Origin of the sequence: Streptomyces sp. AA4 (assembly GCF_000158875.1) — a bacterium.
Taxonomy (GTDB): domain Bacteria; phylum Actinomycetota; class Actinomycetes; order Mycobacteriales; family Pseudonocardiaceae; genus Amycolatopsis.
On sequence record NZ_GG657746.1, the window covers coordinates 603,472 to 617,617 of the forward strand.

Sequence of the window (14,146 nt, forward strand, 5' to 3'; positions counted from 1 at the left end):
GTCGAGGGTCGGATGGCCGGATCACTGCGAGTATGGACCTGTGCACGATGAGGCAGAGACCCCGGCGGCTTCCCGGGTGCTCCTGGTCGAGGACGATCGCGATCTCGCCGGGATGCTCGTCGAATTGCTCGCCGGAGAAGGTTACGAGACCGAAGTGGCCCACGACGGACAGCGCGGCCTGCACCTCGGGCTCACCGGAAGGCACGCGGTGGTGATTCTCGACCGGCGGCTGCCGGTGGTCGACGGCCTTTCGGTGCTGGCCCAGCTGCGCCGCCGGGCGGTGCCCGCGCGGGTGCTGGTGCTGTCGGCACTGGGCGAGCTGGCCGACCGGGTGCACGGCCTCGACACCGGGGCCGACGACTACCTGGTGAAACCGTTCGAGACCGACGAACTGCTCGCCCGGGTGCGCGCGTTGTGCCGCCGCGACTCCGAGCACGCTGAATCCCTCCCGCTCGGCGCGGCGGCGCTCGACCTGCAGCGGCACGAGGTCGTGCTGCCGCGCGGCGAACGGGTAACGCTGTCCGGACGCGAGTTCGAGCTGTTGCGCACGCTTGCCCAGCGGCCCAAGGCAATCCACCCGCGCGCGTCGCTGCGCGCGGGAGTGTTCACCGAGTCCGCCGCGGAGTCCATTGTGGACACCTATGTGTACTACCTGCGGCGGAAGCTGGGGCGCGGCGTGGTGAAGACGGTGCACGGCCTCGGCTACCAGATCGGGGCGGTGTGACCACCCTCGTCGCCCCCGAGGCGCGGGCGCTGCGGCGCGCGCGGCGGACCATCGCGGGCCAGATCGCCGTGGTGATCACGATGGTCGTGCTCGCCGCGGGGGTGATCGCGTACTGGGTGCTGCTGCGCGGGCAGGTCGCGGAGACCGAACGGCAGCTGGAATTCGCGCTGGGACACGGTCTTTCCGCCACCCCGCCCGGCTGCACCTACCTGGTGACGCCCCAGGGACACGCGCCTGCCGGGCGGCTGCCGTTCACGCTCCCGCCGGTGCCGCGGGTGCCGAACAACGGCGACGTGGTGACCGAAGAGCGCGTGCTGGACGGCGCGACGTACACCATCCGCACGGTCAACCGCGGCGGCGAGATCTGGCAGGCGTACTTCAACGAGCACTACCTGATATCTGACCGTGAACACCTGTTGTTCGGGCTCGGGGTGGCCGAGCTGGTCGTGCTGCTCGCGTCGGTGCTCAGCGGGTATCTGCTGGCCGGGCGGGCGATCCGGCCGTTGGGCGAGGCGTTGCGGCGGCAACGGACGTTCGTCGCCGACGCGTCCCACGAGCTGCGTGCGCCGTTGACCCGCTTGCACACCCGCACGCAGCTCCTGGCCCGCCGCGGCGGCGCGGGACCGGCCGACCTGGAAACCCTGGTCTCCGGCACCCGCGAACTCGGCGCGGTGGTCGACGATTTGCTGTTGTCCGCCCAGGCCTGTGCCGCGCGGCCGCAGCTGGAGCCGGTGCAGCTGGCGGTGCTGGCGGAACAGGCCGTGGCGGCGGAGTCGGTCCGCGCGAACGACCGGCAGGTGGACCTCCGGCTGCGCCGTTCGCCGGGGCTGGAGGACGTCGTGCCGGGCGTGCCGACCGCGTTGCGGCGCGTGCTTTCCGCGTTGCTGGACAACGCGATCGGGCACACGCCGCCCGGCGGGTCGATCGAGGTGATTCTCGCCAATCCGGACGCCCGGCACGTCGAACTGCGGGTGTGCGACACCGGGACGGGCTTCCCGCAGCACGAGGCGGAACGGCTTTTCGAACGGTTCGCGCACGGGTCGAACGGCGAGGGACGGCGGTTCGGGCTGGGGCTGGCGTTGGTGCAGGAGGTCGTCGCCGGCCACGGCGGGACGATCGCCGCCTTCGGGAAGCCCGGGGCCGGCGCGACGTTCACGTTGCGCTTTCAACGGGCTTGAGCTTGCGCGCCTGGAACTTCTTGTACAGGAAGAAATAGAGCTTGATGTACTGGCCGACCAGGACGGCGTTGACGATCGTGCCCTCGCGGATGAAATGCGGTCCGCCGAGGAAGATCAGCCCGATGCCCGCCGAGATGGCCAGCAGCGTGCAGTCGAAGACCGTCTTGATATTTCCCCATTTGCGCCCGGTCTTCTTCTGCAAGGTGTTGACGAACAGGTCGATCGGCATCAGCACCAGATTGGCGCGGATCATCAGGAAGAGCCCGAACGCCAGCATCGCGTCGGCGAGGAACAGCAACGCGAGATTGGCCGCGTAGGGCGTTAGCGAGATCCACTTCGTCGCCATCAGGTTGAAGTCGAGCAGCGCGGCGAGAATCAGCGCCGGAACCAGCGAGAAGAGGTTCTTGAGTTTGAATGCCCGGGGCAGCACAAGAAAAGTCAGCCCGAGCATGAGCACTTCGAGCATGAGATTGAACGTGCCCTGGCTGAGCGGCGGGAGCACGAGCGTCATCGTGCGGGTCAGGCTGCTTTGCGGGGAGATGCCGATCCCGGCCCGGATGGCCAGGCCGAGACCGAGCGTCAGCAGGTAGATGCCCGCGATGTAGGTGATCCACCGCCGCACCACGTTTCCGGTGTCGATTACTCCCGCGTCTTTGTCGTAAGGCACGACCGCGACCTCCTCGTTGAGGGTTACTTCATGAATCCGAAACGGTCGAGCGAGATGAACAGGGTCAGGAGTTTGTTGACGACGGGCTCGCCCTCGTTGTGGTTGCCCAGTTTCTCGAGCGCGGCGTCGACCGAACGGGTCGCGTCGACGAGTTCGGCGAGGTTCATGTCGGCCATCACGCCGTAGAACTCCAGCGGCAGACAGGCTTTCGTCTCGCCGTCCTCGGTCACGAGGCAGCCGCCGACCAGCGTGTCCAACTGCTTCAGATTGGCGCACATTTCCGCGCTGTCACTGCCGACGCTCACGAAGTACGCCGACGGCGCGGGCCAGAACGTCGATACCGCGCCGCGGTCGATCGACACGCCCTTGAACAACCCGGTGACAATGTGCCGCTCCCCGTCGGCGTATCGCTGCACGACCGCAATCCGGTTGAGCTGTTCGCCTTCGTGCTCGGGCACGACCACGCCGTCGCGGTAGGGCACCCAAATCTCTTGGGCGAACTTGAGGTGCCCGCGTCCGTAGACATCGAAGAGCAGCACCTTCGCCTGGTCGCCCGCGGCAGAGATTTCGATCGGCGTCAGGTCGAGTTGCTCGGCGGTCAGGTCGGCGAGGCCCGGCTGAGGTTTCTTGGCGAGGCTGGAGTAATCGATGCCGACGCGATTGAGCAGCTTGCGATCGCGGGCCACGAGTTCGCCGCCCTTGAACACGTAGCGCGGGTTGATTTTCGCGAGACTGTCGGTGAGGACGATGTCCGCGAAGCGGCCCGGGCTGAGCGAACCGAGGTCCCGGTCCTTGCGGAACGAACGGGCGGCGTACAGCGTGCCCATCTTGATCGCCTTGATCGGCGGCATCCCCATTTCGATCGCCAGCGAGATCACCCAGTCGATGTGGCCCTGCCGCAACACCCGGTCCACCGAGATGTTGTCGGCGCAGAGCTGGAAGTTCTCGGCGGGCCAGCGCCGTTTCACGATGGCGCGCAACATGGTCCGGATGACCTCGGGACTTCCGACACCGAACTTGATCTGCGTGTTGAGACCGTAGCGGACGCTCTTTTCGATGTCGTCCTCGTTCCAGACGTCGTGATTGTTGTCGACGCCGATCGCGGGCATGTAGTTCAGCAGCATGTCCGACAGCGCCGTGACACCCCAGTGGCAGTTCACGAACCCGGAATTCGCCCGGCCCAGCGCGGATTTGCGGAAATCGTCGGCGTCGCCGGTCATGTACGACAGGTGCGCCAGTTCGCCCAGTCCGATCACCGGATCCATCTTCAGCATGGCTTCGGTGACGTCCGTCGAGGTCTTCTTCCCCGGCGCGAAGGCGTACAGCCGATACGGCAGCTTTTCGTGGTCAGCGAACAAGGTCTGGACTGCTTCCACGGCCTCGTCCCCGGCCGCGCTCGCGAAGTCCAGGGTCTCCCCGAAGACCGTGGTCGTTCCACTCGGGACGATCGCCTCGCCGAACGCCGCCGGATGCGCGAGCTGCGACTCGAAATGCAGATGCGCGTCGATCAGCCCGGGGATCGCGTAAAGGCCTTCGCCGTCGAAAACCTCGCGCACGCGCACGATCGACTCGTCGGGGTTCAGCGCGATGATCCGCTGGCGGTAAACGAGAAGCGAGCCGGGATAGACACTTTCCGTGTGCACGTCGACAATGTGGAGATTGCGCAGCAGCAGGTCCGCTTCCTGCTCGCCGGCGAGAATGTCGAAGATCGTCCGCACGTGATCTTCTTGCGCGGCAACGTCTTCCGCCGCGAGCGGGGGATAGGTCGGCGATTCCAGCACGGTGTTCCTCACTTCGCTGTCGTTGGTGCACTGATAGAACCCGGCGCCCACCGTTGCTGACAAGCATTCATTTTCGTACGACGTGTACTCTTTTTTCGTACGCTGAGGAGGTCTGCCCGTGCTCCACTCCCGGTTGCTGCAGTACATCGACGAGGTGGCGCGCCTGGGGTCCATCCGCGCGGCCGGCGCGCGACTGCACGTCGCGCCGTCGGCGATCAACCGGCAGATCCTGCTGCTGGAAGCGGAACTCGGCCAGCCGCTGTTCGACCGCCTGCCGCGCGGGATGCGTCCGACACCGGCCGGGGAAGCGCTTCTCGCGCACGTCCGGCGCACGCTCCAGCAGTACCGCGAGACCGTCGCCGACATCCGCGACCTGCACGCGCTCGGCAGCGGCGAGGTCGTCATCGCCACGATGACCGGCCTGGCCAGCAGCGTCGTCGCGACCGCCGCGGCGGCGTTCCGGGGCAGGCATCCGCGAGTCCGGATCTCCATCCGCACGATGACGACGCAGGAAATCCTGCGCGCGGTCGAGGCCAGCGAGGCCGATCTCGGACTCGGCTTCAACGTCCCGCCGTCCGCGCAGCTTGAGGTCTGCTGGCAGATGAACACCCGGCTCGGCGTCGTCGTCGCGCCGCACCACCCGCTCGCCGGGCCGGAGCCGATCCCGCTCGCCCAGTGCCCGCCTTATCCGCTGATCTTCGCCGACCGGTCCATGGTCATCCATGGCATCGTCGCGGAGGCCTTCGCCAAAGCCGGCCTCGAGATCGAACCGGCGTTCCACACCAACTCGATCGAGACGATGAAACGGCTCGCCGCCTCCGGGGACGCCATCGCGTTCCTCAGCGAATTCGACATCGCCGAGGAAATCCGCGACGGGCGGCTCGTCTTCCGCCCGGTGCGCGACGCGTTCAGCAACAACGTGGTTTCGTTGGTACGCCGGGAAAAACACGGCCACGGGTTGGCGAGTCTTCTGCTGGCGGAGGACATCGTGGGCGCGTTGACCAACACGCAAACGCCGCGGCCGTAACGCTCAGTCGGTGAGAGTGTCCGTCGGCAACAACGCCCGCAGCCGCCGGGTGGTCGCCTCATACTCGACGTACGCACGGGAATTCTCCGGCCCGCCCGCGGCCATCAGTTCGTCGTGCGCGATCGCCTGCTCCGCGATCACTGAAGCGAGCAGCACGAGAAACCGCGCCGAACGTTCGGACCGGACTGCCATCTCGGCAGACCCAGGAAGGCCGCGTTCGGCGAAGCCTTCGAACACAGCGGTGTTCTCCCGCTGCTTCTCCGCCAGCAACCGGCAGGTCGCCGATTGCTGGCGGAGGTGGTCGGCATAAGCCAACTGCGGCGAAGCGGGATCTCCGGGCTGGCTCACGCCCGACATGATGCCCGGTCTCCGCCGCGGACATCCACTGGATCGGTTTTTAGGACACGACGACCGTGAACACCGCGGAGGCGGCGGCGGTGAACAGGGTGGATTCGGGGTGGAAGACCCGCAGCGTCAGGGTCCCGGACACGGTCAGCCGCACGCCGAGGTCGAAGTCGTTGTCCGGCGAGCACGAGGTAGAGGCGAGGTTCACCCAGACCCCGGCCTGGGTTTGCTGCTGGAGGTACAGGAGCCCGTCGTCGTCGCCTCGACCCGCCGGGCCGGTCGCGAAATGCCCGTGGATCCGGACCAGGTCGCCCTTGTGCACCTTGTCCTTCGCCGGTCCGGCCTTGAGGTGCACTGGTTTCTTCTTCGCCGCCTGGTGCGCGGCCGGAGCGTCCGGGGCGGCCTGAGCGGGCAGGGCAGTCGCGCAGAGGCCGCCAAGGGCGAGGGACAAGGCGAGACCGGCCCATCGGGCGCGGCGCCGCATCGAGGTCGTAGTCATGAACTCCAGCGCAGTGCATCGCTGCCCGCTCCGCCGCTCGAATCCCTCGACCGTCGGGTGACAGCCACCGGCATGAGGGACCCACCAGTTTCGTGACAGTGTTTTAAAACAGTGTTATGATCGCTTCGCACCCCAAGGAGGCGACCATGCTGCACGGCCCAGTCCAGTTGTTCACCGTCATAGCGCTCGTATCGCTGCCCACCGTCATGTACGGCGGTTACGCGCTGAGCGGCGTCCTGCGCCGCGGCGACCTCACCGAGAAGCAGCGCGGGTTCTTCCGCGCCGGACACGCGCACGCCGGCGTGCTGCTCGTCCTCACGCTCGCCGCGCTGCAGCTGGTCGAGCACGGCGGTCTCGGCGACACCGCGCGCTGGATCGTCTGCTTCCTGCTGCTGTTCGGCGTGCTCGCGCAGTCCGGCGGGTTCTTCCTCGCGATGCTGCGCACCCGCGTCGGCATGAGTGTCACGACCGGCGGCGCGGTGCTGCTCGGCGCGGCGATGCTGCTCACCGCGTACGGCATCGCGTTCCCCTGACAAAACGGCTGGCGCCGGGTCGTTAAGCTGAATGACGTGCCTGAATACCTGTCGACTGCGCCTGTCAAGGGGACCCGAGACTTCCTCCCCGCCGAAATGTCCGTCCGCGTGCAGGTGTTCGGCCATCTCTACGACGTGCTGGAGCGCTACGGCTACCTCCGCTACGACGGCCCGATCCTGGAGCAGGCGGAGGTCTACGAGCGGAAGTCCGGCCAGGAGATCGCCGACCAGCAGCTGTACACGCTCACCACGCGCGGCGGCGAGCGGCTCGCCCTGCGCCCGGAGATGACGCCGTCGGTGGCCCGGATGATCGCCGGCCACGCGAAATCGCTGTCGTTCCCGGTGCGCTGGTACAGCCACCCGAACTGCCACCGTTACGAGCGTCCGCAGCGCGGCCGCGTGCGCGAGCACTGGCAGATCAACGCCGACATCTTCGGTTCGGAAAGCGCGAACTGCGAGATCGAGATGTTCGAGCTGATCCACGACCTGATGGGCGCGGTCGGCGCGACTCCCGACATGTTCGCGGTGCGCGTCAACGACCGGAACCTGCTGTCGTCGGCGCTGACCGACGTCGTCGGCATCTCGCCGGACCACCTGCCGCAGGTGTTCGCGCTCGTCGACCGGTGGGAGAAGACGTCGGCCGAGGAGCACGCGGCGAGTGCCGCCGAGATCGGGTTGTCCGACAAGCAGTACGAGAAGCTCGCCGAGGCCCTCGGCGCCGGCCCGGCGCTGCTCGACGAGCTGCCCGAGGCGGTCAAGGCCGAATCGAACCTGGTCAAGGTGCTGTCCAGCAGCGCGGCGAGCCTGGTCCGGTACGAGCCGCTGATCGTGCGCGGGCTGGCGTACTACACGTCGACCGTGTTCGAGGTCTTCGACACCTCGCCGCAGAACCGCCGGGCGCTGTTCGGCGGCGGCCGGTACAGCAACCTCGCCTCGATGTTCACGAAGGAGCAGATCTCCGGCATCGGGTTCGGCATGGGCGACGTGACGCTGATGGACTTCCTCGACACGCACGGCCTCACGCCGCAGCCGCGCAGCGAGGTCGACGTCACGGTCATCCCGGTCACCGAGGAGCTGGCCGACCCGGCCCGTGATGTCGCGACAGCGCTGCGGAAGGCGGGGCTGCGCACGTCGACCCCGCTGGAACTGCGCAAACTGGGCAAGGAGCTCACTCGCGCGGACAAGGCGGGGGCGATCGCGGTCGTCATCGTGGGCGAGGAGGACTGGGCGGCCGGCCGGGTGACGGTCCGGAGCCTGGCTACCCGCGAACAGCAGCAGGTCGTGGTGGCCGACGTTCCGGCCGCGGTGCGGGCGATGGTCTCGCCTGCCTGATTTTCCCGAGGCGGGCGTCGGTCTCCGGACCGGCGCCCGCCTTCTTTATTCGCCGAGTGGCGAACAAAGTGCGGTTTCGTCACCCACCGCAGTGGGCCGCCGGTGAATCGGCCGTCGCACCTGTCGGTCCACAGTGGACAGTAGTGGGGCGGCACGTTGGTCCGGACGGGGCGCGAGTGATCCGCTGACTGGGACGCGAACGGTGCGGAATCCAGGTTTCCCGGGTTTCCCGGGCCTGGTCGGCGCCCTCGGGGTTGAACCGAGCACGCTTGGTTGTCATTGCGGGGTCGTCATGATCCGTTCTTTGTAGTACCCTTGCGTAGTCGAGGTTGATCGCCTTCGTTGCGAACCCTCGATCTGGCCTGTTGCCGGAGGTCGACCCCCAGGGCTTCCGGTGACAGGCCTCTTTACTTTTCCTGGAAAGGCTTTCGCGTTCTCTCGAGGGCGCTGCTCACATGAGCGTCGCGGCGAGCGTCCCGCCGAGTTCGGTCACCGCTTCCAACGCCGCCTTGTCCGGCTCGCCCGTCACGAGCACGGGCTCGGCCACCCGGGTCCAGCCGAGCCCGGTCGTGATCGCGTCGAGTTGCCGCACGGTCCCGGACGTGTCGTTGTTGCCGTGCACGTACGCCCCGAACGGGCGGCCTTTCGTCGCGTCCAGGCACGGGTAGTACACGGTGTCGAAGAAGTGCTTCAACGCACCGCTCATGCTGCCGAGGTTCGCCGGCGTGCCCAGGAGATAGCCGTCCGCGGCGAGCACGTCGGCCACCGTCGCGCCGAGCGCGGGACGGCGGACGACGTCGACGCCTTCGATGTCCGGATGTTTCGCGCCGGCGAGCGCGGCCTCGAACATCGCCTGCATCGACGGCGACGGCGTGTGGTGCACGATGAGCAACGTTGGCATGGTTCTCCCGTCAGCGCAGCAGCGCGGTGATCTCCTCGCGAACCGCGTCGAGCACTTCCGTCGCGTCGCGGCGCGCGTCGGCGAGTTCGCCGGTCACCGGAGCCACCACTTGCAGATACGCCTTCAGTTTCGGCTCCGTGCCGGACGGCCGCACCACGACCCGCACGCCGTCGCCGCTCAGCCGGAGCACGTCGGCATCCGGCAGGAGGTCTTCGAGCGTTACCGGCACCCCGCCGAGCGTGGCGGGCGGGTCCGAGCGCAACGCGGCCATGAGCCGTCCGCGCACGGAAAGGTCGGTGACCCGCAACGACACTTGATCGGTCAGGTGCACGCCGTGCCGGGTCGCGATGTCGTCGAGGACGTCCAGCAGCGTGCGGCCTTCGGCCTTGAGCGTGGCGGCCAGGTCCGCGCCCGCGACCGCGGCGGCGATGCCGTCCTTGTCGCGGACAAAGCTCGGGTTCACGCAGAGGCCGAGCGCCTCCTCGTACGCGAACACCAAGCCCTCGCCCGCGCGAACCAGCCATTTGAACCCGGTGAGCGTTTCCGCGTAGCGCGCGCCCTTTTCCTTCGCCACTTCGCCGAGCAGCGACGAGGACACGATCGTGGTGGCCACCAACGGATCCGGATTGTCCGTTGTGGACAGAAGATGCGAGCCGAGCAGGACGCCGGTTTCGTCGCCGCGCAGCATCCGCCAGCCGTCCGGGCCGCGGACGCCGAGCGCGCACCGGTCGGCGTCGGGGTCGAGCGCCACCGCGAGGTCAGCGTCCACTTCGGACGCCAGCGCCAGCAGGAGGTCGGTCGCGCCGGGTTCCTCGGGGTTCGGGAACGAGACGGTGGGGAAGTCGGCGTCTGGTTCGGACTGGGCGGAAACCAGGTGCACGTCAGTGAATCCGGCGCGGGCCAGCGCGGCCTGCAACGTCTCCGCGCCGACGCCGTGCAGCGCCGTCGCGGCGATCCGCAGCTCGCGCGTCGTGCCTCGCGGCAGCGCGCCGACCGCGGACAGGTACGCCTCGCGCGGGTCGACGACCTCGGCTCCGGGCGTCCGCGGAATGCTCCGGGCGGCCGGGGCCGACTGGATCGCGCGCTCGATTTCGCCGTCTGACGGCGGCACGATCTGTCCGCCGGTGGCGTCGTACAGCTTGTACCCGTTGTCCGCGGGCGGGTTGTGCGACGCGGTGATCTGGATTCCGGCGACCGCGCTGTAGTGCAGCACCGAGAAGGCCAGCAACGGCGTCGGCAACGGCTGCGGCAGCACCTTCACCGCGAACCCGGCAGCGGTCAGCACCTCAGCCGCCGCGGTGGCGAACGCTTCCGAACCGTGCCGCGCGTCGCGGCCGATCACGACCACGCCGCCCGCGTGCCCCTGCGCGGCGAGCCACGCGGCGACGCCCGCGGTGGTGCGCGTGACGACCGCGACGTTCATCCCGTTCGGCCCCGCGCGCACCGGCCCGCGCAGACCCGCGGTCCCGAACTCCAGCGGCCCGGCCATCCGGTCGGCGATCTCCTCGAGCGCGCCGGGCTCCTTGCCCATCGCGCGGGCGAGGGCGGCGGTCAGTTCCTCGCGCGACGCGGGATCCGGGTCGTCGGTGATCCAGCGGTAGACGGAATCGCGGAGGCGGGAATCGAGGCTGTCGGACACCCGGGCCAGCTTACGCGGATCCGGAAACCCGGTGGTGGCTGACGATACGCTCGGGTGGTGCGCATACTTTTCACTTCCCTCGCGTCTTACGGACACGTCTATCCGTTGCTGCCGCTCGCCTCCGCCGCGCGCGACGCGGGACACGAGGTGGTTTTCGCGACCGCGTCCGATTTTCACCCGACTCTCGAGAAGGCCGGGCTCGAACCCGCCGCCGCCGGGCTGACGCTGCAGGAGGCGTTCGGCCAGGTCTTCGCCGGAGACACCCGCAGCCGCTACGAGGTCCCGCAGGAGGAGCTGAACGAGGCGATCGGCAAAGCCTTCGGACACCTGCTGCCCACCCGGTTCATGACCGACCTCGCCCCGGTTCTCGCGGAGTGGAAACCGGACCTGGTGGTGTACGAAATGGGCAACCCGGGCGGGGCTTTCGCCGCGCATCAGGCCGGGATTCCCGCGGTCGCACACGGATTCGGCCGGGTTTCCTCCGACGGCCCGATGGGCCACATCATCGAGCGGATCGACGCGTTCGCCGCCGAGGTCGGCCTCGACGGCAGCAACAAGTCGTTCTGGGGCCACCCGTTCGTGGACATCTGCCCGCCGTCGGTGCAGGCACCGGAGTTCCTCGCCGAGGCCCGGCGCGTGCCGCTGCGCCCGGTCGGCTGGAGCGAACCGGGCGAGCTGCCGTCCGGCATCGAAGGCCGCGACCGGAGCCGCCCGCTCGCGTACCTGACGCTCGGCACCACCGGAGCCAGCCAGGCACACCTGCTGACCTCGGCGTTGCAGGGACTGGCCGCACTCGACGTGGACGTGCTGGTGGCCACCGGCCCGGCCGTTGACGTCGCGGCGCTCGGCGAGGTGCCGTCGAATGTGCGGCTGGAGGCGTGGGTGCCGCAGTCGGAACTGCTGCCGCACGTCGATCTGGTGGTGCATCACGGCGGCAGCGGGACGACGCTCGGCGCATTCAGCGCGGGGGTGCCGCAGCTGGTGCTGCCGCAGGGCGCGGACCAGTTCACCAACGCGGACGCGGTGGTCGAAGCCGGTGCGGGCGCGAAACTGGTCGGCGACGAACTGACGACGGACGCGGTCCGCGAGTCAGCCGGACGATTGCTGGCCGACCACACGGTGGCGGAGGCGGTGCGTCGGCTGGCCGAGGAGGTCTCGGGGATGCCCTCGCCGGAGGAAGTGGCCGCGCAGCTGCCGCAGTACACCTGAGCCGCTTGCGCCCCAATGTGGCATTGGGTGCGCTCAACGCACCGAACGCCACATTGGGTGCGTGGGATGCACCCAATGTGGCATTGGGGCGCTAGCCGAAACTCACGCGCGGGCGACGAGTTCCTTCAGCAGCGAGCCCATCCGCGTCGCCGACTGCCGTCCGGCTTCGAGGACTTCCTCGTGGTTGAGCGGCTGGCCGGTCATGCCCGCGGCCAGGTTGGTGACCAGCGAGAGCCCGAACACCTCGAGCCCGGCCGCGCGGGCGGCGATCGCCTCCAGCACGGTCGACATCCCGACCAGGTCCGCGCCCATGTTGCGCAGCATCCGGATCTCGGCGGGCGTCTCGAAGTGCGGCCCGGGCAGGCCCGCGTACACGCCCTCCTCCAGCGAATCGTCGATCTCCCGCGCCAGGTCGCGCAGCCGCTTCGCGTAGAGGTCGGTCAGGTCGACGAAGTTCGCGCCGACGATCGGGGAGCGCGCGGTCAGGTTGAGGTGGTCGGCGATCAGCACCGGCTGCCCCACGTTCATGCCCGCGCGCAGCCCGCCCGCCGCGTTGGTGAGCAGCACCGTCCGTGCGCCCGCCGCCGCGGCCGTGCGCACGTTCTGCACGACCGGCTCGATGCCCTTGCCCTCGTAGAAATGCGTACGGCCGAGCAGGACCAGCGCGCGCTTGTCGCCGACCCGCAACGACCGCACCGTGCCGCCGTGGCCGACGGCTCCGGGCGGGGTGAAGCCCGGCAGCTCGCCGAACGGGATCTCCGCGTCGGCGGTTCCGATCACGTCCGCGGCCGGACGCCAGCCCGAACCCAGCACCACGGCGATGTCGTGCTTCTCGACGCCGGTGCGCTCGGCGATGACGGCCGCGGCCGCCTCCTCCAGGTTGCTCATGCCGCCGAGCGTATCCGGGCGCTGCGCACGACGAGGAACGCGACCAGGCCGAACGGCGACAGGAAGATCGTCAGCAGGAGCAGCGGGCTGAGCACCCACCACGGGATCCGGTGCGTGCGCGCCTCGAAGAACATCCAGCGCGCGATGAACAGGTCGAACGCGATCAGGTGCGCCCAGACCAGCGCCGCCCCGTACGAACTGCTCAGAAACCCTTGCAGCACCCCGAGATCCGGCCGTTGCATGGCGTGCCACAGTTCGCCGAAATGCGGGATCGCCAGCACGAAGTACCAGACCAGCGGCAGCAGCGGCACCCACGGCGAGGCCAGGATCCGGCGGGTGCCGCGCCAGCCGGGCAGGAAGATCATCAGCGCCCAGAACGGAACCGCGACCGGGAACGTCCAGGCGAAGACGGTGAGGTCGCTCACCGGACCGCCTTCCGGACCGGCACCAGCACCGACGCCGCGGCGGCCGCCGCGAGGACGCCGACGAGCAGTCCGGCGGCGGCCAGCGTCGTGCCGCTCGGGTGGATGAGCGGTTCGCCGCGTTCGGCCTGCCACAGGAGCAGGCCGACGAGACCCGCATAGCCGACCGAACCCGTCCACACCAGCCGCACGCGCACCGCGCTCTCGCGCAGCCGGGGCAGCCGCGTCGCGAGCACCGCCAGCCCGAACGCCAAGAGCGGCAACGCCTGCAGGGCGTGCAGGCCGACGAAGTGCGCGATGCGCAGGTCGCCGCCGGTGGTGCTCCAGCCGAGCAGCGGCAGACCGGGGCCGCCGTCCGCGACGCCGACGCTGTGCGCGCCGATGAGGTCGGAATGGCCGGTGGCCTCGATCGCGGCCCGTTCGATCGGGGTCGGCCGGGTCATGGTCGCGCCGAGCCCGGCGCCGATCAGCGCGACGACCGCGCTGGTGCGCACCGCCCAGTACACCGGGCGGTCCTCGATCCGGGTGAACATGAGCACCACGGTGCCCACGAGGGTGGCGAGCCAGATTCCGGCCACCATCATGCCCATGGCCTGGAACAGGGCGGAGTCGAACGGCGACGTGTTCGCGAAGTGGCTCGGCCGGGCGCGGGCCGCTTGGAACACGATCGCCGCGTATTCGCCGGCGAACAGCACGACGGAGACGGTCGTGGCGACGCTCGCGACCTTGCGCAACCGTCCGCGCAGCAGCGAGACGAGCCAGCTCCAGGTGAAGTAGTACAGCGCGCCGGACACGGCGAACTTGAACGGTTTCGCCCACACCGGAGCGCCGAGCAGGGTCCGCTGGTCGATCAGCATCGCCGCGACGGTCAGCACGGTCGCGACGGCCATCGCGGCGGCGAACCACAGCGACGGACGGTGCCAGGTGCGCATCCGTGCGGTGGGCAACGTCGTCGCGGGTGGGTCGACGGTGCTGGTCATGAGGTCCTCCCAGGATGGATA

The 14,146-nt window shown here is 69.1% G+C and carries 15 protein-coding genes; 6 read left to right on the plus strand and 9 right to left on the minus strand.

Going from position 1 to position 14,146, the window contains the following annotated elements:
- The first annotated feature begins 40 nt into the window (after nt 1–40).
- Complete coding sequence (locus SSMG_RS02965; RefSeq protein WP_286156928.1) at nt 41–724, plus strand: response regulator transcription factor; 684 nt, start codon at nt 41–43, stop codon at nt 722–724.
- Nucleotides 721–1,902: a sensor histidine kinase KdpD gene (locus tag SSMG_RS02970; protein ID WP_009072642.1), complete on the plus strand. Its 1,182-nt coding sequence runs from the start codon at nt 721–723 to the stop codon at nt 1,900–1,902. The genes SSMG_RS02965 and SSMG_RS02970 overlap by 4 nt, the downstream gene beginning before the upstream one ends.
- Here the strand turns inward: SSMG_RS02970 and SSMG_RS02975 are convergent.
- Nucleotides 1,877–2,569 (minus strand): YitT family protein, encoded by a 693-nt coding sequence (locus SSMG_RS02975; RefSeq protein WP_009072644.1) that lies wholly within the window; start codon nt 2,567–2,569, stop codon nt 1,877–1,879. The two genes, SSMG_RS02970 and SSMG_RS02975, sit on opposite strands and share 26 nt — an antisense overlap.
- Nucleotides 2,570–2,592: 23 nt before the next feature.
- On the minus strand, nt 2,593–4,362 hold the full coding sequence (locus SSMG_RS02980) for an adenine deaminase C-terminal domain-containing protein (RefSeq protein ID WP_009072646.1): 1,770 nt from the start codon (nt 4,360–4,362) through the stop codon (nt 2,593–2,595).
- A gap of 106 nt (nt 4,363–4,468) precedes the next feature.
- Here SSMG_RS02980 and SSMG_RS02985 point away from each other — a divergent pair, with 106 nt between their 5' ends.
- Complete coding sequence (locus SSMG_RS02985) at nt 4,469–5,377, plus strand: LysR family transcriptional regulator (RefSeq protein WP_009072648.1); 909 nt, start codon at nt 4,469–4,471, stop codon at nt 5,375–5,377.
- Nucleotides 5,378–5,380: 3 nt separating this feature from the next.
- On the opposite strand, the gene SSMG_RS02990 is transcribed toward SSMG_RS02985, so the two are convergent.
- Entirely contained in the window at nt 5,381–5,725 is a 345-nt protein-coding gene (locus SSMG_RS02990) for a hypothetical protein (protein ID WP_199785775.1), read from the minus strand.
- A gap of 49 nt (nt 5,726–5,774) precedes the next feature.
- A complete protein-coding gene (locus tag SSMG_RS02995; RefSeq protein WP_009072652.1) occupies nt 5,775–6,221 on the minus strand; it encodes a hypothetical protein in 447 nt (148 codons plus the stop codon).
- A 116-nt stretch (nt 6,222–6,337) separates the two neighbouring features.
- Here SSMG_RS02995 and SSMG_RS03000 point away from each other — a divergent pair, with 116 nt between their 5' ends.
- Together SSMG_RS03000 and hisS are read left to right on the plus strand one after the other, a co-directional pair.
- On the plus strand, nt 6,338–6,754 hold the full coding sequence (locus SSMG_RS03000) for a hypothetical protein (protein WP_009072655.1): 417 nt from the start codon (nt 6,338–6,340) through the stop codon (nt 6,752–6,754).
- A gap of 36 nt (nt 6,755–6,790) precedes the next feature.
- Nucleotides 6,791–8,086: a histidine--tRNA ligase gene (hisS, locus tag SSMG_RS03005; protein WP_037712375.1), complete on the plus strand. Its 1,296-nt coding sequence runs from the start codon at nt 6,791–6,793 to the stop codon at nt 8,084–8,086.
- A 451-nt stretch (nt 8,087–8,537) separates the two neighbouring features.
- On the opposite strand, the gene SSMG_RS03010 is transcribed toward hisS, so the two are convergent.
- Both SSMG_RS03010 and SSMG_RS03015 read right to left on the minus strand, forming a co-directional pair.
- Entirely contained in the window at nt 8,538–8,987 is a 450-nt protein-coding gene (locus tag SSMG_RS03010; RefSeq protein ID WP_009072659.1) for a flavodoxin family protein, read from the minus strand.
- A 10-nt stretch (nt 8,988–8,997) separates the two neighbouring features.
- On the minus strand, nt 8,998–10,626 hold the full coding sequence (locus tag SSMG_RS03015) for a phospho-sugar mutase (RefSeq protein WP_037712377.1): 1,629 nt from the start codon (nt 10,624–10,626) through the stop codon (nt 8,998–9,000).
- Nucleotides 10,627–10,683: 57 nt separating this feature from the next.
- Between SSMG_RS03015 and SSMG_RS03020 the strand changes: the two genes are divergently transcribed.
- Nucleotides 10,684–11,835, plus strand: a complete 1,152-nt coding sequence (locus tag SSMG_RS03020; RefSeq protein ID WP_037716496.1) for a glycosyltransferase — start codon at nt 10,684–10,686, stop codon at nt 11,833–11,835.
- 102 nt (nt 11,836–11,937) lie between these two features.
- On the opposite strand, the gene SSMG_RS03025 is transcribed toward SSMG_RS03020, so the two are convergent.
- Genes SSMG_RS03025 through SSMG_RS03035 form a run of 3 tightly spaced genes read right to left on the minus strand, consistent with a single transcriptional unit; the run spans nt 11,938 to nt 14,125 of the window.
- Entirely contained in the window at nt 11,938–12,723 is a 786-nt protein-coding gene (locus tag SSMG_RS03025; protein WP_009072664.1) for a purine-nucleoside phosphorylase, read from the minus strand.
- Nucleotides 12,720–13,148, minus strand: coding sequence for an ABA4-like family protein (locus SSMG_RS03030; RefSeq protein WP_009072666.1), 429 nt, complete (start codon nt 13,146–13,148; stop codon nt 12,720–12,722). Before SSMG_RS03030 ends, SSMG_RS03025 begins: the two co-directional genes overlap by 4 nt.
- On the minus strand, nt 13,145–14,125 hold the full coding sequence (locus SSMG_RS03035; RefSeq protein WP_009072668.1) for a hypothetical protein: 981 nt from the start codon (nt 14,123–14,125) through the stop codon (nt 13,145–13,147). The genes SSMG_RS03030 and SSMG_RS03035 overlap by 4 nt, the downstream gene beginning before the upstream one ends.
- Nucleotides 14,126–14,146 lie beyond the last annotated feature (21 nt).